At 62.7% G+C, this 17,230-nt stretch carries 17 protein-coding genes; 5 read left to right on the top strand and 12 right to left on the bottom strand.

The genetic code is table 11. The features are described from left to right. Positions 1–47 precede the first annotated feature (47 nt). The 3 genes from JMN22_RS22380 to JMN22_RS22370 all read left to right on the top strand — a co-directional run bounded on the left by JMN22_RS22380 (position 48) and on the right by JMN22_RS22370 (position 3,297). Complete coding sequence (locus JMN22_RS22380; protein WP_030140046.1) at positions 48–1,490, top strand: mechanosensitive ion channel family protein; 1,443 nt, start codon at positions 48–50, stop codon at positions 1,488–1,490. Positions 1,491–1,776: 286 nt separating this feature from the next. Further along, a complete protein-coding gene (locus tag JMN22_RS22375; RefSeq protein WP_198798268.1) occupies positions 1,777–2,217 on the top strand; it encodes a carboxymuconolactone decarboxylase family protein in 441 nt (146 codons plus the stop codon). 171 nt (positions 2,218–2,388) lie between these two features. Beyond that, positions 2,389–3,297, top strand: a complete 909-nt coding sequence (locus JMN22_RS22370; RefSeq protein WP_198798267.1) for a 1-aminocyclopropane-1-carboxylate deaminase/D-cysteine desulfhydrase — start codon at positions 2,389–2,391, stop codon at positions 3,295–3,297. Positions 3,298–3,303: 6 nt separating this feature from the next. Here the strand turns inward: JMN22_RS22370 and JMN22_RS22365 are convergent, their stop codons facing one another. After that, positions 3,304–3,852 carry a cytochrome b gene (locus JMN22_RS22365; protein ID WP_030140049.1) on the bottom strand — a complete coding sequence of 183 codons (549 nt, stop codon included), beginning with the start codon at positions 3,850–3,852 and terminating at the stop codon, positions 3,304–3,306. Between the two features lie 186 nt (positions 3,853–4,038). Beyond that, positions 4,039–5,439, bottom strand: a complete 1,401-nt coding sequence (locus JMN22_RS22360) for a type VI secretion system Vgr family protein (RefSeq protein WP_198798266.1) — start codon at positions 5,437–5,439, stop codon at positions 4,039–4,041. Between the two features lie 219 nt (positions 5,440–5,658). Between JMN22_RS22360 and JMN22_RS22355 the strand changes: the two genes are divergently transcribed. Then, the gene (locus JMN22_RS22355; protein WP_030140051.1) at positions 5,659–6,363 is read left to right on the top strand and encodes a YebC/PmpR family DNA-binding transcriptional regulator; all 705 of its coding nucleotides are present in this window, start codon (positions 5,659–5,661) and stop codon (positions 6,361–6,363) included. A 135-nt stretch (positions 6,364–6,498) separates the two neighbouring features. Here the strand turns inward: JMN22_RS22355 and JMN22_RS22350 are convergent, their stop codons facing one another. The 8 genes from JMN22_RS22350 to JMN22_RS22315 all read right to left on the bottom strand — a co-directional run bounded on the left by JMN22_RS22350 (position 6,499) and on the right by JMN22_RS22315 (position 14,640). Further along, positions 6,499–7,851, bottom strand: coding sequence for a leucine-rich repeat-containing protein kinase family protein (locus JMN22_RS22350; RefSeq protein ID WP_198798265.1), 1,353 nt, complete (start codon positions 7,849–7,851; stop codon positions 6,499–6,501). Between the two features lie 90 nt (positions 7,852–7,941). Further along, positions 7,942–9,003 carry an ABC transporter substrate-binding protein gene (locus tag JMN22_RS22345; RefSeq protein ID WP_030140053.1) on the bottom strand — a complete coding sequence of 354 codons (1,062 nt, stop codon included), beginning with the start codon at positions 9,001–9,003 and terminating at the stop codon, positions 7,942–7,944. A gap of 18 nt (positions 9,004–9,021) precedes the next feature. Further along, a complete protein-coding gene (locus JMN22_RS22340; protein WP_198798264.1) occupies positions 9,022–10,137 on the bottom strand; it encodes an NAD(P)/FAD-dependent oxidoreductase in 1,116 nt (371 codons plus the stop codon). Then, positions 10,134–11,489 (bottom strand): FAD/NAD(P)-dependent oxidoreductase, encoded by a 1,356-nt coding sequence (locus JMN22_RS22335; RefSeq protein WP_198798263.1) that lies wholly within the window; start codon positions 11,487–11,489, stop codon positions 10,134–10,136. The genes JMN22_RS22340 and JMN22_RS22335 overlap by 4 nt, the downstream gene beginning before the upstream one ends. A 160-nt stretch (positions 11,490–11,649) precedes the next feature. Beyond that, on the bottom strand, positions 11,650–11,940 hold the full coding sequence (locus tag JMN22_RS22330; RefSeq protein ID WP_030140056.1) for a (2Fe-2S)-binding protein: 291 nt from the start codon (positions 11,938–11,940) through the stop codon (positions 11,650–11,652). 7 nt (positions 11,941–11,947) lie between these two features. Next, positions 11,948–12,742 carry an ABC transporter permease gene (locus JMN22_RS22325; protein ID WP_030140057.1) on the bottom strand — a complete coding sequence of 265 codons (795 nt, stop codon included), beginning with the start codon at positions 12,740–12,742 and terminating at the stop codon, positions 11,948–11,950. A 6-nt stretch (positions 12,743–12,748) separates the two neighbouring features. Next, positions 12,749–13,618, bottom strand: a complete 870-nt coding sequence (locus tag JMN22_RS22320; protein WP_030140058.1) for an ABC transporter permease — start codon at positions 13,616–13,618, stop codon at positions 12,749–12,751. Beyond that, positions 13,615–14,640 (bottom strand): ABC transporter ATP-binding protein, encoded by a 1,026-nt coding sequence (locus JMN22_RS22315; protein WP_030140059.1) that lies wholly within the window; start codon positions 14,638–14,640, stop codon positions 13,615–13,617. Before JMN22_RS22315 ends, JMN22_RS22320 begins: the two co-directional genes overlap by 4 nt. Before the next feature lie 244 nt (positions 14,641–14,884). Between JMN22_RS22315 and JMN22_RS22310 the strand changes: the two genes are divergently transcribed. Continuing rightward, positions 14,885–15,721: an IclR family transcriptional regulator gene (locus JMN22_RS22310; RefSeq protein WP_198798262.1), complete on the top strand. Its 837-nt coding sequence runs from the start codon at positions 14,885–14,887 to the stop codon at positions 15,719–15,721. A gap of 145 nt (positions 15,722–15,866) precedes the next feature. On the opposite strand, the gene JMN22_RS22305 is transcribed toward JMN22_RS22310, so the two are convergent. Then, complete coding sequence (locus tag JMN22_RS22305) at positions 15,867–16,619, bottom strand: anti-sigma factor family protein (protein ID WP_198798261.1); 753 nt, start codon at positions 16,617–16,619, stop codon at positions 15,867–15,869. Further along, entirely contained in the window at positions 16,616–17,122 is a 507-nt protein-coding gene (locus JMN22_RS22300; protein ID WP_030140063.1) for a sigma-70 family RNA polymerase sigma factor, read from the bottom strand. Before JMN22_RS22300 ends, JMN22_RS22305 begins: the two co-directional genes overlap by 4 nt. Positions 17,123–17,230: the final 108 nt, after the last annotated feature.

Below are 17,230 nucleotides of genomic sequence, written 5' to 3'. Positions count from 1 at the left end.
ATTCTGTGCCAATCTTCACGCCAACGACCCTCCTGGAGCTGTCCCCGATGTTCTCCCTGATCACCGCCCACCCGCTGCTCAGTGCCTTGGCGTTGCTTGTGCTCGATTTGCTGGCGTGGCGGTTCGTCAGTGCCGAACGGATGTACTGGAAGATCGGCGGGCGGCTGGTGATTTTCATGTTGTTCAGCATGCTGCTGTTCAACGAAGGCCTCAACCCCATGCAGACCGCGCAGTGGGTCGATGACGTGCCTCGGCACCTGGCGGCTACCGGCCTGCAGATTGCGTGGTGGCTGTTTGCCGCGCGGACCCTGACCGTGATGATCGGTGCGGTCATGATGCAACGGGTCGGCCATACGGGGCGGCTGTTGCAGGATCTGCTCGGCGCGGTGATCTTCCTGGTCGCGGTCATCGCGGCTTTGGCGTATGTGCTGGACCTGCCGGTCAAGGGCGTGCTGGCAACCTCCGGCGCGATGGCGATCATCGTCGGCCTGGCCTTGCAGAGCACCCTCAGCGACGTGTTTTCCGGCATCGTGCTCAACACCACCAAGCCGTATCAAGTCGATGACTGGATTTCCATCGACGGCACCGAAGGCCGGGTCACCGACATCGACTGGCGTGCCACGCGGTTGCAGACCTCCCAGGGCAGCATGGCGGTGATCCCCAACTCGCTGGCGGCGAAAGCCAAGATCGTCAATTTCAGCCGACCGAGCGATATGCATGGTTTGTCCATCAGCATTCAGGTCAGCCCCCATGCGCGACCGCAAAAGGTGATCGAAGCGCTGGAACGGGCGATGATCGGCTGTCGTGCACTGCTTGCCAGCCCGGCGCCCTGCGTCACGCTCAAGGGCACCAGCAGCGCCGGGGCGGAATATGAAATCAGCGGGTTCGTGGCCTCTATGGGGCAGAAACGCGAGGTGCGCAATCAACTGTTCGACTTGGCGTTTCGGCATCTGCATGCATCGGGCGTGAGCCTGCTATCCACCAGCGAAAGCACTGCGGCCCTGGCGGTGTCGCGGCCCCGTGCGTTGCTGGAAAGCTCGAGCATTTTTTCCACGCTGCGCCCGGACGAAAAAGACACCTTCAGCCAGAACATGACCCTGCAGACGTTTCGCGCCGGCGAGGTGATCCTGGCCGCCGGGGAGGTCAGCGATCATCTGTTCATCATCGAGTCCGGCGTCGTCAGCGTGAGCCTCCTACGTAACGGCCAGCCTCTCGAGGGCGGCCGCATGGGGCCGGGCGAAGTGATCGGCGAAGCCGGGATCGTCGCCGAACAAGCGGCGTTGGCAAATTTCAATGCCAAGACTTTCTGCACGCTTTATCGCATCGAGAACAGCTACCTCAAACCTTGCCTCGAGGCCCGTCGCGACATCGGCGACGCCATGAAAAACCTGTTGGACGTGCGCATCCACTTGGCCCAGAACCTGACCCGCGAACTGCCCAAGCCGGTCGCCAAGAAACGCTTCCTGCAATGGCTGCGCAGCCGAGCGTGACACCCTTCGAAAGCACGCCGTGCCCTTGTGGCGAGGGAGCTTGCTCCCGCTGGGTGGCGCAGCCGCCCTGAAACCAGGCCCCTCGGTATATCTGTTAAACCGTGCCAACCGGTTTACGACTGCTACGCAGCCGAGCGGGAGCAAGCTCCCTCGCCACAGAAGCTTGCGTCATTTCCATAGGCGTCTCGGTCTCCATTGGCCACCCGAACTTCCCAACAATTGGCTATTTGTCCCGCGCCAGTGCAGGGCTAACGTAGCGCTACACCCAATTGTTCAGGAGTTCATCATGCAACCGCGTATCGATTTCTATGCCGCCTCCCCTGATGCCTATAAAGCCATGCTGGGCCTGGAGAACGCGGTCTCTAAACTGGGCCTGGAAAAGTCCTTGATCGAATTGGTCAAGCTGCGCTCTTCGCAAATCAATGGCTGCGCGTACTGCATCGACATGCACACCGCCGATGCGCGCAAGGACGGCGAGACCGAGCGGCGCCTATATGCCGTGACCGCCTGGCGCGAGACGCCGTTCTTCACCGGTCGTGAGCGCGCCGCGCTGGCCTGGACCGAAGCCCTGACGCGCCTGAGCGAGACCCACGCGCCCGACGCCGACTACGAACTGCTGAACGAGCACTTCACGCCCAAGGAAATGGTCGACCTGACCGTGGCGATCAACGCCATCAACGGTTGGAACCGGCTGGCGGTGGGCTTCCGGAAAATGCCCGAAGCTTAAGAAATCAGATCAGTACCTGTGCGAGCCTGCTCGCGATGGCGGTTAGTCAGTTTCAGAAGTGTTGGCTGACCCACCGCTATCGCGAGCAGGCTCGCTCCACGGTTTTTCGATGTCAGGGTGCGCGCGACCAGCTGTTAATATGCCGGCCTGTTTTCAACCCGGCCCACAGCCATGCTCCTTCACGCCCTCGACTGGCACCCCCAGCCTCGCCTCGAACCCCTTCACCTGGACTGGCTCGCCGATGCTGGCGTCGAGGTGGCGGTGTTGCGCCTGGACCGGACCGATTCGCTGATCAGTGGCAACAAGTGGTTCAAGCTGCTCCATCATCTGCGTGGCGCCCATGCGTCAGGTGCGGAGGGGATCATCAGCCTTGGCGGCGCCTACTCCAATCACCTGCACGCGTTGGCGGCGGCGGGCCAACGATTCGGTTTCCCGACGGTGGGACTGCTGCGTGGCCATCCTCAGGAAACGCCGACGGTACTCGACCTGAAAGCGTTCGGCATGACGCTGCACTGGTTGGGTTATGAAGGGTATCGAAGGCGCCATGATGCGGATTTCTGGACGCCCTGGCAGGCGCAATATCCGCAGTTGTGGCCGATCCCTGAAGGCGGCTCGGGGTTGCCTGGCGCGCAGGGCTGCATGATCTGGGAGACCAGCGTTCGCGATCAATTGGCGGGTTTGGGGTGGAGCGATTATCACGGTTGGTGGCTGGCGTGCGGCACTGGAACGTCGTTGGCCGGCCTGGTGCTGGCGGAGGCAGGAAGGCGTCCGGTCCATGGCGTCCTGGCGGTCCCCGAAAGCCACGGCGTGAAGCAGCAAGTCGAAGGCATCGTGAAAGAGGCGGGGTTGGGCAATCCGCTTTATGAACTGATTGACGGCAGTCGTGGCGGATTTGCCCGGGTTGACGAAGGGCTCACAGCCTTCATCGAAACCACAGCGCAGATCGAGCTGGAGCCGTTGTATACCGGTAAGGCACTGTTGCTGCTCAAGGCTCGGGTCGAGGCCGGGCAGTTTGCCGCCGGCACTCGGCTGATCTTTGTCCACACCGGCGGCTTGCAAGGCCGCCGGGGATTCCAGTGACTGTCTTCAGCCGCGCTTGGGCATCATCCGCAGCAACGTGTTATCGCGCACCACATAGTGGTGATACAGCCCCGCCAGCGCATGCAGGCCAATCAACCAATAGCCAATGGTGCCGCCGAGCACATGCCAGCCTTCCACTTGCTTGGCCAACGCCTTGTCCGGTTCGACAAGCAGTGGCAAATCAAATCCGTAGAACATCACTTGGTGTCCTTCGGCGCTGGTGATCAACCAGCCCAGCAGTGGCATCGCGATCATGAACAGGTACAACGCCCAGTGCATCAGGCGCGCCAGGAATGTTTGCCATGCGGGCGAAGCCGGGAAAATCGCCGGGGCCTTGCCCATGCTGCGAGCAAACAGGCGTAGCCATACCAACACGAACACGGTCAGGCCCAGCATGAAATGCGCTTCCTTGATCAGCGTTCGGCCGCCGCTGCCCTTGGGGAAAATGCCTCGGAACTCAATGCAGGCATAAACCACGGCCAACAGCACCAGCATCAGCCAATGCAAGGTGACCGTGACAGTACTGTAACGGTTTGCGGAATTTTTCCAGGGCATGCGGGTATCTCCAGCCATCAGGGTAAAGCGCTGTCTAGAGCAGCGTTGTGCTTGCACTTTAAGCCCGTTTCGCTGGGTTTGCATGAGCCAGATCAGGTTGCGTCGATGAATTTATGATCCGCTCGCAAAATGCTCTCGCCATGCAGCCGGCGGGAACCCATTTTTCCGGCCAGCTCATGGGCTTTCTCAAGGGGTGATGTCTGGTGGGTTCAAGAGCCACTCGAACAATAAACCCGTATTGTCGTTGCTCGGCGCCAAGGGGCGGGGCGACGTGGGGCCACCATTGCCCGGGCCAGGCTCGAGCAATCCCACGCAAAGGACCGGTCGGTCGGGATCGCCGTCGAGGAAGCTCACCAGCACCTCGCTACCGGCCAGCAACGAAGGGTGATCGCCGGGCGTCAGGCACGACACGGGCAGCGCAATGCCTTCGTCGTCGCGGTTCCAGAGGCTGACCATGACCCGGCCCTGTAGGTCGGATGTCGCGGCCTGGCCAGGCGGACCGAGTACATAGGCGAGGTGATTGCCAGGTACGCATGGCTTGGGATGCACGAGGAGCGGTCGGTACACGGAGGACCAAGGAATCGCGCAGAACTGATTGCGGTAGTCCTTTGCCGCGGGTGGGGTTGGCAGGTTCGTTTCAAGAATCGAAAATTGTCGCCCGCGATGCCGAACCTCGGTAATCAGCCATTGGTCGTTGAACGTCGATACCGGGTGCCCATCGATCCGCGCGATATGACCGCTGCGCAGGGCCGGCGAGAGGGTGTGCCCATGGATCTCTCGTTTTCGGTAGCGCAACCGTTCCAGATGCCGCCGGCCTGCCTGGAAACGGTGAATCCGTGTCGGGTCGTCACGCTTTCTTTCGTGCGCCGCCTCGGATGCGGGGTTCGCGGTGTCGGCCGTTTCGGCCGCTGCACGATCGCGAAATCCGTGGGGCGGACCTGGAGGTATTGAATGGTGGCGTTGATACAACCGCGTAATGGCGCCGACTTTATCCGCCTCCATCAGGAGTTCAACCGCCTGTACGGGAAAGCTCTTCGGATCCTCGGCAAATACCATGACGTGACCCAGGGGGCTGTGTTCGAAGTGGTAATGAATGCCTTCTTCTTCGCATAGCCGCTGCAGCAGCGTCAGGTCGCTTTCCTCGTACTGGATACAAAATGGCCGACACGGGTAATGTCCATTTGGCAGTTCGAAGCGATAGCTGAGGGCGGGAATTGCGTTTTCTTCCAGCAGGCGCTGCAGGATCTGCACAACGGTGAGCCGATGAAAAACTCGACGTCGCAGTCCTTGTTCCAGTTGCTGGATGTACGGCACCAGCGTCAGCCGGTAGCCGACGCGGTGCGCAGCCTCGGCGCTCAGGCTCACGCTGTGCACGATCCCGTGTATGCCGGACTCACCGTCCAGGCGCAGGAAGGCCGCTTGGCCCAACAACGCGTCGGGACTGATCGGCGGCTCCTGGCCAATCAGGTCGAGGTCGAAGCGGTACGGCTGATTGAGGGCTTCCCGGCCGTTGAGCCCCAGGACATGCAGGCGCATGTCGCTTTGCATGATCGTCAGGCTGAAGGGATTTTCCATATCGTTGCGCATTGCCGCCCATATTTTCACGGAGAGAAGTGCGAAGGGTACGAAACCCCAGCGTATGACGCCGTGCCCGAATCGCTATTTCGGAAACGCCCTACAGCATGTAGTGAAAATGTCGATGAAGCGGGAACGATTTTTTGGTCGATCAGCTGGTTGTGGGCGTATAAACTTGCGCCACAGCGCCGGCCGGCAGATGTCTCGGCGCGTCAGACAAGAGAGTGAGTAATGGGCGCACAGTGGAAGGTTAAACACAAAGAAGCGGCTGCCAACGCCAAGGGCAAGATCTTCGGCAAGCTGGTGAAGGAAATCACCATTGCCGCGCGCAACGGCGCCGATGTCGCGACCAACGCGCACTTGCGGCTGGTGGTCGAGCAGGCGAAAAAGGCCTCGATGCCCCGCGAGACCCTGGAACGTGCGATCAAGAAGGGTTCCGGCCAGCTTGGCGAGACCGTGCAATACCATCGTGTCACCTACGAAGGTTTTGCGCCCCATCAGGTGCCGCTGATCGTTGAGTGCGTGACCGACAACATCAACCGTACCGTCGCCGAGATCCGCGTCGCGTTCCGCAAGGGCCAACTTGGCGCTTCGGGCTCGGTGGCCTGGGATTTCAATCACGTCGGCATGATCGAGGCCGCCCCGGACAGCCCGGACGCGGATCCGGAAATGGCCGCCATCGAGGCCGGAGCCCAGGATTTTGAACCGGGCGAGGACGGTGCGACGCTGTTCATCACCGAGCCTGCCGATCTCGACGCCGTACAAAAGGCGTTGCCGGAGCAGGGCTTCACGGTGTTGTCCGCCAAATTGGGCTATCAGCCGAAAAACCCGGTCAGCGGCCTGACCGATGAGCAGATGGCTGAAGTCGAGGCCTTCCTCGAAGGCCTCGACAACCATGACGACGTGCAGGACATGTTTGTCGGCTTGGCGGGTTAAACCCTCGTCCTGACGTAACGCTGTTCACTTAAGGTCGTCCAACCACCTGTGGCGAGGGAGCTTGCTCCCGCTGGGTCGCGAAGCGGCCCCAAAACTGCCGAATGTGGAGCTTTAGATACACCGCATTCGCCGGTTTTACGGCTGCTTCGCAGCCGAGCGGGAGCAAGCTCCCTCGCCACGGTCGTCCAGAAAGTCTTCAATCTCGTCAAACCCGGGCCGCGCCAGCACATCCGGCTGACAGCAGCGCGCCTCCAGGTCTTGCAGTCGTGCAAGGTCCTCGGTACCCAGCGCCGGATCGATCCGCGCAAGCAGTTCTCCCAGCAGAATCCCGAAGGCCCGCACCTCGATGCGTTGCAACGCGCGTGTCTGCCTGTCATCAACCGTGGCATGGAAAGACGCCGCGCCAAAATCCCCCAGCAGGCAATCGCCTTGGTCATTGCAGAGGATATTGTGGCCATACAGATCCCCATGGGTAAGGCCTTGCCGATGCAGATGACCCGCCACACAGGCAATGCCCCGGGCGATGCGCATGGCCACGTCGGCGCCCAGGCGCAGTTCATCGGCATACACGTCGCGCGTACAGGATTCCAGGCTCGGCAACCCGGCCAGGTTGCGGTATTCGGGTCCGATCAAGGCCATCACCAGTCCGGCCTGTTGCTCAGGGTGATCGGCAACCTGGCCCAACACTTCGATCAGGTTTGCATGCTTACCGGCGGTGATGCACGCATGCATCTCATGCAACGGCGAGCCGTCGCTGGTCATCTGGCCTTTGTAGAGCTTGACCGCGACGTTGCGCCCGGCCTGGCCCGGCGGTTGCCACAGTGCTTGATGGATCACGCCCGAAGCGCCTTCGCCCAATGAGGCTTGCAAGCTCAGTTGCGACCAGTCGATCGGCGTCGCGATATGCAGCGCCCGGGCGTCGGCTTCCGCTTCCAGTGGGTTGCCGGCGTAGGCCAGCCAACTGAGCCTTGGCAGTTCCAACAACCACGACGGCAGCTCGGCCAACTGATTGGCGGAAACACGCAGCAATTCGAGGCGATGACACTGGGCCAGGCTCTCCGGCAACGCGCGCAGGCGATTACCGGCCAGCATCAGTTTTTGCAGATGCGGGCGTTGGCCCAGCTCCGCCGGCAGTTGGCTGATGCGGTTATCGGTCAGGATCAGCCAGCGCAGCAGCGGCGGCAACGCCGCACCGGTGACGCGTTCGATTTGGTTGGCCTTGAAGCCGACCATGGTCAATGCGCTGCAACGGCCCAGGCATTCGGGCAGTTCGGTGAAGTGATTATCCGAGCAGAACAGCACCCTCAGGTGGGTCAGGCGGTGCAGATCGTCGGGCAACTTGTCGAGCTGGTTACCGCTCAGGTCGAGGATTTCCAGCGAGTCCGCCAGCTCGAAGATTTCCTGGGGGAACACCGTCAGGTCGCATGACAGCTTCAATCGGGTAATGCCCGATAGCTGGCTGGTTTGGAGTTGGGTGAGGGTGTGCATGGTGGAGGTCGCTGTCATCAAGGGGGCCGAGCGCCATAATGAAACCAGCGCAGGCCCGCATGATAAACAAAAAAGGCAGCGCCAGCGGTCCTAGCGCTCGATGCTGCGGTTCCACCGCGCGTTCCAGGCCGGACGTTGTTCGTTGACCTGATCCCAATCCACCGCAATCGCGGTTTCCAGGTATTTTTTCATTGCTTCCACCTGGCCGCGAGTCTTGTCGGTGGTCGGCGTGTTGGGGTTGGACGGGATCTGGTCGCCTTCTTCCAGGGCGATGGCCTGGGCTTCGGGGGTCAGCAGGAACGCGGCGAGTTTCTGTGCGAGTTCGGGTTCGCTGTTCTGGGCGACGGCGCATTCGGCGACGTTCAGCACCACCGCGCCTTCCTTCGGTTGCGCGTACTCGACCGGCATGCCCTTGAGTTTCAAGGCGGTGACTTGGGTCGGCGTCAGCGGGAACAGCGCCGCTTCATCCGTCTGCAACATTTCGGAGATTTTCGCCGAGCTGGGGATGTACTCCAGCACGTTACGCCCGACCGTGTTCGGCCACGCCTTGAAGCCCGGCTCGACATCGGTTTCGCTGCCGCCCTGGATCCGGTTGAACATTAGGAACCCGTGCAGGCCGAAGGTGGACGAGGCCATGGATTGGAATACCACTTTGTCCTTGAATCGCGGGTCGGCAAGGTCCATCCACGACGTCGGCGTGTTCCAGCCTTTTTCCTTGAACAGCCGCGTGTTGTAGGCCAGCCCGGTGACGCCGAGGCTGACGGCGACGGCCTGGTCCTTGATGCGCCCCTTGGCCGGAATCTGCGCCAGGGGCGCGCTGTCTTGCAGCTTGTCGCACAGCCCCATGGCGATGGCGCGGTACATGATGCCGTCGTCCAGGAACATCACGTGCATCTGCGGGTTGCCCTTGCTGGCCTGGACCTTGGCGAGGATGTCGGCCGAAGTGCCCGGCACGATCACCACCTTGACGTTGTTGGCCTTCTCGAAGGCGGGTAGGACCTTGTCGGCGTACAACCGCTCCATGGTGCCGCCGTTCATGCCCAGGTAAAGCGTCGGCTCGGCCAACGCCTGGGTGACCGGGAGCAGGGCGCCCAGGCAAGCGGAACCCAGCGAGCAGAAACCAAACAGTGCACTGCGTTTGACGTTATTCATTGGCGCGACCTTCCTCTATCAAGCAACGGAGATGGAGTGGAACCGGGTGATGGAAAACGCATCCAGCGGCGTGGACGAAGCCCCGCTGCAGATGATCTCGGTGAGCGCCTGGCCCACCGCCGGGCCGATCTGGAAGCCCGCGCCGGCAAAGCCGAACGCATGCAACAGGCCGGGTTGGGTGCTGCTGGGGCCGATCACCGGCTGGCGATCGGGCAGGTAGCCTTCGGTGCCGCTCCAGGTACGGATCGCCTGGGCGCCCTCCAGGAACGGGTAGAGTTCGACGGCCTGGCGCAGGATCTCGATGACCGCGTTCTGGCCTGGGCGGGCGCGGGCGTCGTCCAGCGCGAAACCCTGGCCGCCGCCCAATACGCAATTGCCCCGGGCGACTTGTCGCGCGTAGATGCCACCGCCCTCGACGCCGGTGCTGGCGTCCATCACCACCGGCAGCGGCTCGGTCACCAGCATCGCCGGGTGCCCGGCGTGCATCGGCACTGCTTCGCCGAACTGCGCGGCAAACCGGCTCGCCCAGGCGCCGGCGCAGTTCAGCAGCCACGGCGCGCGAAATTCGAGGCCGGTTTCGGTGCGCACGACAAAGCGCTGGCCGTCGTGCGTGACCTGGCTGACCGGGCACTGTTCGTGCACCCGCGCGCCGTGCCTGCGAGCCGCCTGGGCAAATGCCGGCGAGACCAGGCGCGGGTTGGCATGACCGTCGTCCGGGCACAGCGAGGCGCCGACCGCGACGCTGCCGACCCACGGAAATCGCCTGCGCAATTCGTCGCGATCCAGCAGTTGCAAATCGAGGCCAAAGCCCCGGCTGCTGGCGGCGTAGTCCTGCAAGGAACGCAAGTCATCGAGGCTGCGGGCCAGCTTCAGATGGCCGCTGCGCTGATACTCGCCGTCGATGCCGATCAATTGCGGCAATTGCCCCCAGATCTCATGCGCCCGTTGCGACAGCGGCAGTTGCGACAACGGACGGCCCTGGCGCCGCACGCCGCCGTAGTTCACGCCGCTGGAGTGCGAGCCACAGAAGTCCCGTTCCAGCAGCGCCACACGACGCCCGGCCTTGCTCAAGAACAACGCCGCCGAGGCGCCGACGATGCCGCCACCGATGATCACTGCATCGACCTCGATCATGGCTCGACCTCCAGGCCAAACGGCACGGGCTTGACCGGTGCCTGTGCCCGCAAGCGGCCAATTTCCCCGACGGCGCGGTCACTTTCATGGGCGATGATTTCTGCTGCCGCGGCACCGCACATCCGCCCTTGGCAGCGGCCCATGCCGACCCGGCAATGGGCCTTGACCCGGTTGATTTCCCAATGACCTTCCCGGACGACCTGGCGGATATCGCCGACGCTGACTTCTTCGCAGCGGCAAATCATCAGGTCCTCGGGAGCGCCGCCGGCCCAGTCCTCGGGGAAGGCAAAGGCGCGCTCCAGGCCTTGGCGGAAGTGGCCGATGCGTTCCAGGGACTGTTCCAGCTGGGTGCAACGTTGCGGGTCGACTCGGTAGCCGAGGTCTTCGAGCAGCGCCAGCGCCGCTCGTTCACCCGCCATCTCGGCAGCGTCGGCACCCATGATTCCGGCGCCATCGCCGGCCAGGTAGACCCCGACTGAACTGCTGCGCCCGGCACTGTCGCGTTGCGGTAGCCAGGCGCGGTTGAGCGGGCTCCAGGCAAATTCGCAGCCCAGCAGATCGGCCAGTTGGGTTTCGCTGCGCAAGCCATGGGCGAAGGCGACCGCATCGCAATCGAGGGTGTGCTCGATTTTTTTGTTGCGCCATTTCAACGACTGCACCCGGCGCTCGCCCTCAATGCGCGCAAGGCTGGCACCTTGATGCACCGGGATTCCATGAGTCGTCAGCCAGGCGCGGTAATAAAGCCCCTTGGCGAGCGTGGCCGGTTGCGTGAGCAGACCGGGCAGGGCGCGGACCTGCGCGCTCAACGGCGAGCTGTCGAGCACGGCGACGACGTTGGCGCCGGCCTTGGCGTATTGGTAGGCGACCAGATAAAGCAGTGGTCCGCTGCCTGCGAACACCACACGTTCACCTACGGCGCAGCCTTGGAACTTCAGGGCGATCTGCGCCGCGCCCAGGCTGTAGACGCCTGGCAAGGTCCAGCCAGGAACAGGCAGGATCCGGTCGGTGGCCCCTGTTGCGACGATCACGCTGGCGTAATCCAGGCGAGCGGCGCGGCCCTCATGCAAGGTATCCAACTGACCGGCTTCGGCGTTCCAGACCAGCGTGTCGGGACGGTAATCGAGCTGCTTGCGCAATTCATCCAGAGTCTGGTGGATGGCGTTGGCCTTGGCTGCTTCGAAGCCATACAGCGTGTCCGCCGGCCGGGTGAAGTTCGCGGGCTGGCGCCGGTAAATCTGTCCGCCACCGCGCGCGGCTTCGTCCAGCAGGACCGGATAGAGGCCATGGGTGACCAGGGTTTGCGCAGCGCGGATACCAGCGGGGCCGGCGCCGATGATGACGATGGGTTTCATGGCAACCTCACCGGCAGCGGATTTTCGCTGCTGTCGAGGCCGCCTTCGCGAGCAAGCTCGCTCCCACATGGGATCTGTTGCGGATGCCGATTGCGCGTGCGCCACAGTTCCCCTGTGGGAGCGAGCTTGCTCGCGATGGGGCCATACCTGTCAAAGCCATTCATACCTGCCGCCCCGGTTCTCGGATGATCTGCTGGCCAGCTTCGAGCATCGTCGAGCAGGCGCGCACGCGGCGGCCGTCGCCCAGGCGGACCCAGCAATCCTGGCACGCGCCCATCAGGCAAAAGCCGGCACGGGGCTCGGCGCTGAAATCGCTGCCGCGCAAGTGTTCGCTGCAGGTCAGGACGGCGGTGAGCACGGTATCGCCGAGCAATCCCCTGGCGGGTTCGCCGTCGAGCAGGAAGTCCAGGGCCGGGCGGTCGCTTTCGGCCAGTCGTTTCAGCAGAGCCATGGCGCCCTCATTGTTTGCCTACCAGGACCCGATCCAGGCCATACACCCGGTCGAGCAGAATCATGGTCAGCGCGGTGAGCGCAATGACCAGCGCCGACACCGCCGCCATCATCGGGTCGATGGATTCGGTGGCGTAGACGTACATGCGTACCGGCAGGGTTTGCGTGGCCGGCGAGGTGACAAAAATCGACAGCGTGACTTCATCGAAACTGTTGATGAACGCCAGCAGCCAGCCTCCGGCCACGCCGGGCAAAATCATCGGCAAGGTGATCTGCCGGAACAGGGTGAAACGACCGGCTCCCAAGGATTGCGCGGCTTGCTCGGCGCTGCGGTCCAGGCCGATGGCCGAGGCCAGTACCAGTCGCAGCACATACGGCGTGATCACCAACACATGGGCGAAGATCAGCCAACTGAAGTTGCCGTTCACGCCCATCAGCGCGAACAGCCGCAGCAGCGCGACGCCCAGCACGAGGTGCGGAATGATGATCGGCGACAGGAACAGGCCGTTGAAAAAATCCCGGCCAGGAAACTCCAGCCGAGTGATCGCCAGCGCCGCCGGCACCGCGATCAGCGTCGCCAGCGAGGCCGCGCTGAACGCCAGGATCAGACTGTTGTAGAACGCATCGACAAAGTCCGCGCGCTCGAACACGGCACGGAACCAGCGCAGGGAGAATTCCGTCGTGGGCAGGCTCAAGGTGTTTTCCGGCGTGAAGGCGACCAGGCAGACCACCACCAGCGGCGCCAGCATGAACACCACTACCAAGGCATGGAACAACAGGGCGAAAGGACCGTTCCTGGACATGAAGAATTACCCCAATGACTTCTTGTAGCGGCCTTCGATCATGCGGTTCCACGACAGCATGATCAGCAGGTTGAGCAGCAACAGCGCGACGGCAATGGCAGCACCCATGGGCCAGTTGAGTTCCGACAGGTATTGGTCGTAGATCAGCGTGGCGACCATTTTCAAGCGCCGGCCGCCGAGCAGGCCGGGGATGGCGAACGAACTGGCGGCGAGGCCGAACACGATCAGCGTGCCGGACAGCACGCCCGGCATGATCTGTGGCAGCACCACCTTACGGATCACCGTGATCTGGCTCGCACCCAGGGAAAGGGCGGCCTGTTCGGCGGCCGGGTCGAGTTTTTGCAGCGAGGTCCACACCGGAATGATCATGAACGGCAGCATCACATGCACCAGGGCGATGACGACCGCGAACGGCGTATAGAGCAGCTTCATCGGTGAGCCGCCGAGGGCTTGCAGCGTCTGGTTGACCAGGCCGTCGGCGCCGAGCAGCAGGCTCCAGCCGAACGCTCGCACCACCACCGAAATCAGCAACGGCGTGAGGATCAGGATCAGGAAGATCGAACGCCACGGCGCGCCCATGCGGCTGAGGATGTAGGCCTCGGGTACGCCGATCACCACGCACAGCAGCGTGGTCAGGGCGCTGATCCAGAAGGTGCGCAGGAAGATTTCATAGAAGTACGGATCGCCCAGCAGGCTGGTGTAGTGCTCGAAGGTGTAGGCGTCGCCGTTGATGCCCGAGCCGTAGTCGAAGACGTTGAACGACAGCACCAGCGTCAGGCCGAGGGGAATCACCAGCAGACCCAGGTACAAGGCCAGGGCCGGGGCCGACATCCAATAGCCTTGGCGGCCACGCTTCATGGCGTCGATCAGCTTCATGCCGACACCTCATCCACGCTCAACACCCGCAGCAGCGCCGGGTCCCAGTCGAGGCCGACGGCAGTGCCTTCGGCCAGCGGCGCCGAACCGTCGTTGCGCCGTACCACGCTGAGTTCACCCAGGTGGGTGGAGACCCCATACAACCACTGGCTGCCGAGGAAGAAACGGTTGGTGATGGTGCCTTGCAGCCGTCCCGAGCCGGGGGCGCACAGGTCGATTTTTTCCGGGCGCAGGCTCAGGGTCAGTTCGCCTTTACCGGCGCTGCTGGCTTGCACGACTCCGGCGCTGTCACGTTCACCGGGCAGCAGGTTGGCCTTGCCGACGAAGCCGGAAATGAACTCGGTGCGCGGGTGCTCGTAAAGGGTGTAGGGCGCGTCGATCTGGGTGATACGGCCGGCCTGCATGACCACGACCCGATCGCTGATCGACAGCGCCTCGGATTGGTCGTGGGTAACCATCAGCGTGGTGATGCCGACTTCGCGCTGGATGCGACGGATTTCGAACTGCATTTCTTCGCGCAGGTTGGCGTCGAGGTTGGACAACGGCTCGTCGAGCAGCAACACCGGCGGTTCGATTACCAGTGCCCGGGCCAACGCGACGCGCTGGCGTTGGCCGCCTGAAAGCTCTCGTGGGTAACGCTCGGCATGCCGATCCAGGCGCACCAGCTTGAGCACGCGGTCGACCCGGGACTGCAGCTCGACGTTGGGCACTTTGCGCATGCGCAAGCCGAAGGCGATGTTGTCCTTGACGGTCATGTGGGGAAACAGCGCGTAACTCTGGAACACCACGCCCAAGCCGCGGCTGGCGGGCTTGGCGTGGGTGATGTCGCGCCCGTCCAGCAGGATGCGGCCGCTGCTGGCTTCGACGAAGCCGGCGATCATTTGCAACGTCGTGGTCTTGCCGCAACCGGACGGCCCCAGCAGCGAGACGAACTCACCTTTCTCCACCGAGAGGTTGGTGGCGACCACGGCGTCCAGGTCGCCATAACGTTTGCTCAAGTCTTCAAGTTGCACGAAAGCCATGACTGCGCTCCACCTGAGATTGTTATGCGTCGCCGCGAGGCGCGCTTTTTTGTATGGGCAGATACGAAAGATGTCGCGGGGTGCGTTGGCGCTCGACTTCAAGTCGGCTGCCGCTGTTGTTCGAATCGCCCCTGTATGGACGCAGAGTAGGACGAAGAATAGGATGGGCTCAATGGACTATTTCACTGAAGCGATGACTATTTTCAGTTTCATTCGGTGAATAAATAACTGAGTAAAAAATTTTATGCCTGATTCCATTGAGCGGAATATCGAAAAGAACGAAGTGGGGGTTGGCTCGGTCTCCCGGTTGTTTGCCGTGCTGCGCAGCCTGGGCGAGACCGCTGAAGGGGGCGAGCGCGTCACGCAACTGGCCCAGCGTATCGGCCTGTCCCAGCCCACCACGCACCGCTTGCTGCGCAACCTGATGGACGAAGGCATGGTCGAGCAGGATGCGCGCAGCAAACGCTATCGCCTGAGCCTGGATTTCTTCGCCCTGGCCGCTCGCGCTGGCAACACCGGCAACCTGCGGGAACTGGCCAGGCCGGCGATGTTGCGGTTGTCGGCGTCCCTGGGGGATTCGCTATTCTTGCTGGCCCGTTGCGGCTTCGATGCGATCTGCCTGGACCGCAGTGAAGGTCCGTTTCCGATCCGCACCTTCACCGGTGACATCGGCGGTCGAGTGGCCTTGGGCGTGGGGCAGGGCAGCCTGGCGATCCTCGCGTTCCTGCCGGAGGAAGAGCGCGACACGGTGATTCAATACAACTTGCCGCGACTCAAGGATTTCCATCTCTACGATGAAGTCTTCCTGCGCACGGAAGTGGAGAACGTCCGCGCGCTGGGCTATGCCGGGCGCAACACTGGGGTGTTGCAGGGCATGGCCGGGGTGGCGGTGCCCATACTCGATCGTGAAGGACGGGCCGTGGCTGCCCTGAGCGTGGCGACGATCAGCGACCGGCTCGGGCCGGATCGCCTGCCGACCGTGGTGGAAATGCTCAAGCGCGAAGCCGCGGTGATCGGACCGCGGATCAATCCGTTCGACCCGCTGCTGCGCAGGCCTTCGCAGGTGTTCAGGCAGGGATAAATGAAGTCTTCCGGACTTTTGTCACTCTGTGGGAGCGAGCTTGCTCGCGATAGCGGTGTGTCAGCCAGATCACTTCCAATTGATCCACCGCTATCGTCGGATCGCCGCCCGGAGCAAGCTCGCTCCCACAGGGGAAGGTGGTGCGTCAGAAATCCAGGGTTTGCTTGAGCTTCTGCGCCGTCGGCGTATCACTGGGGATGACCATCGCATAGTTGTACCCAGGTCCAGACCAGTACTCGGCTTGCAGTTCGCCGTCGCGCCGGCTGCCACGGGGCAGCAGGAAATTCCTTGGACCCGGTGGGCGAATATAGAAGCTGATCTTCTGGCCGCTCGGATCCTGATAGACCACCATCGCCGCCGCGCCTTGTTCAGTGCTGAGCAATCGTCCGCTGACCGGCTTGAAGCCCGCCGCCGAAAGGTCCGGCAAACGGTCGGCCTGGGTGAAGTAACGGTCGAGCCAGCCTTGCATGCTGTGTTCGTCGCCCGTCTGGTAATCGGCCGGGAGCACGCCTTGCTGGGCAATCAGCCGGTACGCCTGCAATGCATCAGCCATGGGCGCTGCAGCGCTGAGCAGGGTTATTTGCCGGGCCTGCCAACCGCCCAATCCACCGACACCGACGGCCAGCATCAAGACCGCTGCGCTGGCGAGATGCCGACGCGAACGATGTTTCATGCGTTGTCGGATGACGGTCGGGTCGAGGCTCGGATTAAGCGGTTGCTGCAAGGTTGCGCTCAAGGTTGCGCGCAAATGCTGCGCATCTTGCTGCCAAGCTCGCACACGCTTGGCGACGGCGGGGTGGCTGGCCAGGTAGGTTTCCACCTGGCGCCGGTCGGCTTCGCTCAGTTGGTGATCGACGTAGGCGTGCAGATCGTTGTCACTGGGGGGCATGCTGATCATTTGAGTATCCGCAGGGCAGGGCGGGCGATTTCGCCTTCGCTGAGTTGGCGCAACGCCTGGCGCGCACGGGACAGGCGCGACATCACGGTTCCGGTCGGCACGTCGAGGATGTCGGCGACTTGCTGGTAGCTCAGGCCTTCCACGGAGACCCACAGCAGCAGCGCGCGCTGTTCGGCAGGCAGTTGATCGAAAGCCTGGAGGGACGATTGGGCAATGACGCTGCGCTCGGCGGACGGGTGTGCATCGTCGCGTCCGGTGAAGAATTCCAACATGCGCGCGTACCGCCGGGAACGGCGATGGGCATCGAGAAATTGCCGGTAAAGGATTGAAAACAGCCAGGCCCGCAGATCGCCTTCCGGGCGTTTGTCGTTCCATTTCGACAAGGCCCGTTCCAGGCAGGCCTGAACCAGGTCATCGGCATTGCTGGGATTGCGCGTCAGCGACACGGCAAAACGTCTAAGCCGCGGGATGAGCAGGCGCAACTGGTCGTCGAGTTCGTTCATGGGGGCATGGCTTCGTGGGTCCGTCGCTGCTTGTGACTGGAAAGACGATCCTGGAACGAGATTATTCCAGCGTAGGAAAAATAAATACGACGCGAGGGAATAAACCCA

This window comes from Pseudomonas sp. HB05 (assembly GCF_016756915.1).
Classification (GTDB): Bacteria; Pseudomonadota; Gammaproteobacteria; order Pseudomonadales; family Pseudomonadaceae; genus Aquipseudomonas; species Aquipseudomonas alvandae.
Note: the sequence above shows the minus strand (reverse complement) of the source record. Positions and strands in the feature narration are given on the sequence as shown.

Excerpts from the sequence above, each read along its gene's own strand:
- JMN22_RS22380 (WP_030140046.1), top strand. The coding sequence starts at position 48 with ATGTTCTCCCTGATCACCGCCCACCCGCTGCTCAGTGCCTTGGCGTTG.
- JMN22_RS22375 (WP_198798268.1), top strand. The coding sequence starts at position 1,777 with ATGCAACCGCGTATCGATTTCTATGCCGCCTCCCCTGATGCCTATAAA.
- JMN22_RS22370 (WP_198798267.1), top strand. The coding sequence starts at position 2,389 with ATGCTCCTTCACGCCCTCGACTGGCACCCCCAGCCTCGCCTCGAACCC.
- JMN22_RS22365 (WP_030140049.1), bottom strand. The coding sequence starts at position 3,852 with ATGCCCTGGAAAAATTCCGCAAACCGTTACAGTACTGTCACGGTCACC.
- JMN22_RS22360 (WP_198798266.1), bottom strand. The coding sequence starts at position 5,439 with ATGCGCAACGATATGGAAAATCCCTTCAGCCTGACGATCATGCAAAGC.
- JMN22_RS22355 (WP_030140051.1), top strand. The coding sequence starts at position 5,659 with ATGGGCGCACAGTGGAAGGTTAAACACAAAGAAGCGGCTGCCAACGCC.
- JMN22_RS22350 (WP_198798265.1), bottom strand. The coding sequence starts at position 7,851 with ATGCACACCCTCACCCAACTCCAAACCAGCCAGCTATCGGGCATTACC.
- JMN22_RS22345 (WP_030140053.1), bottom strand. The coding sequence starts at position 9,003 with ATGAATAACGTCAAACGCAGTGCACTGTTTGGTTTCTGCTCGCTGGGT.
- JMN22_RS22340 (WP_198798264.1), bottom strand. The coding sequence starts at position 10,137 with ATGATCGAGGTCGATGCAGTGATCATCGGTGGCGGCATCGTCGGCGCC.
- JMN22_RS22335 (WP_198798263.1), bottom strand. The coding sequence starts at position 11,489 with ATGAAACCCATCGTCATCATCGGCGCCGGCCCCGCTGGTATCCGCGCT.
- JMN22_RS22330 (WP_030140056.1), bottom strand. The coding sequence starts at position 11,940 with ATGGCTCTGCTGAAACGACTGGCCGAAAGCGACCGCCCGGCCCTGGAC.
- JMN22_RS22325 (WP_030140057.1), bottom strand. The coding sequence starts at position 12,742 with ATGTCCAGGAACGGTCCTTTCGCCCTGTTGTTCCATGCCTTGGTAGTG.
- JMN22_RS22320 (WP_030140058.1), bottom strand. The coding sequence starts at position 13,618 with ATGAAGCTGATCGACGCCATGAAGCGTGGCCGCCAAGGCTATTGGATG.
- JMN22_RS22315 (WP_030140059.1), bottom strand. The coding sequence starts at position 14,640 with ATGGCTTTCGTGCAACTTGAAGACTTGAGCAAACGTTATGGCGACCTG.
- JMN22_RS22310 (WP_198798262.1), top strand. The coding sequence starts at position 14,885 with ATGCCTGATTCCATTGAGCGGAATATCGAAAAGAACGAAGTGGGGGTT.
- JMN22_RS22305 (WP_198798261.1), bottom strand. The coding sequence starts at position 16,619 with ATGATCAGCATGCCCCCCAGTGACAACGATCTGCACGCCTACGTCGAT.
- JMN22_RS22300 (WP_030140063.1), bottom strand. The coding sequence starts at position 17,122 with ATGAACGAACTCGACGACCAGTTGCGCCTGCTCATCCCGCGGCTTAGA.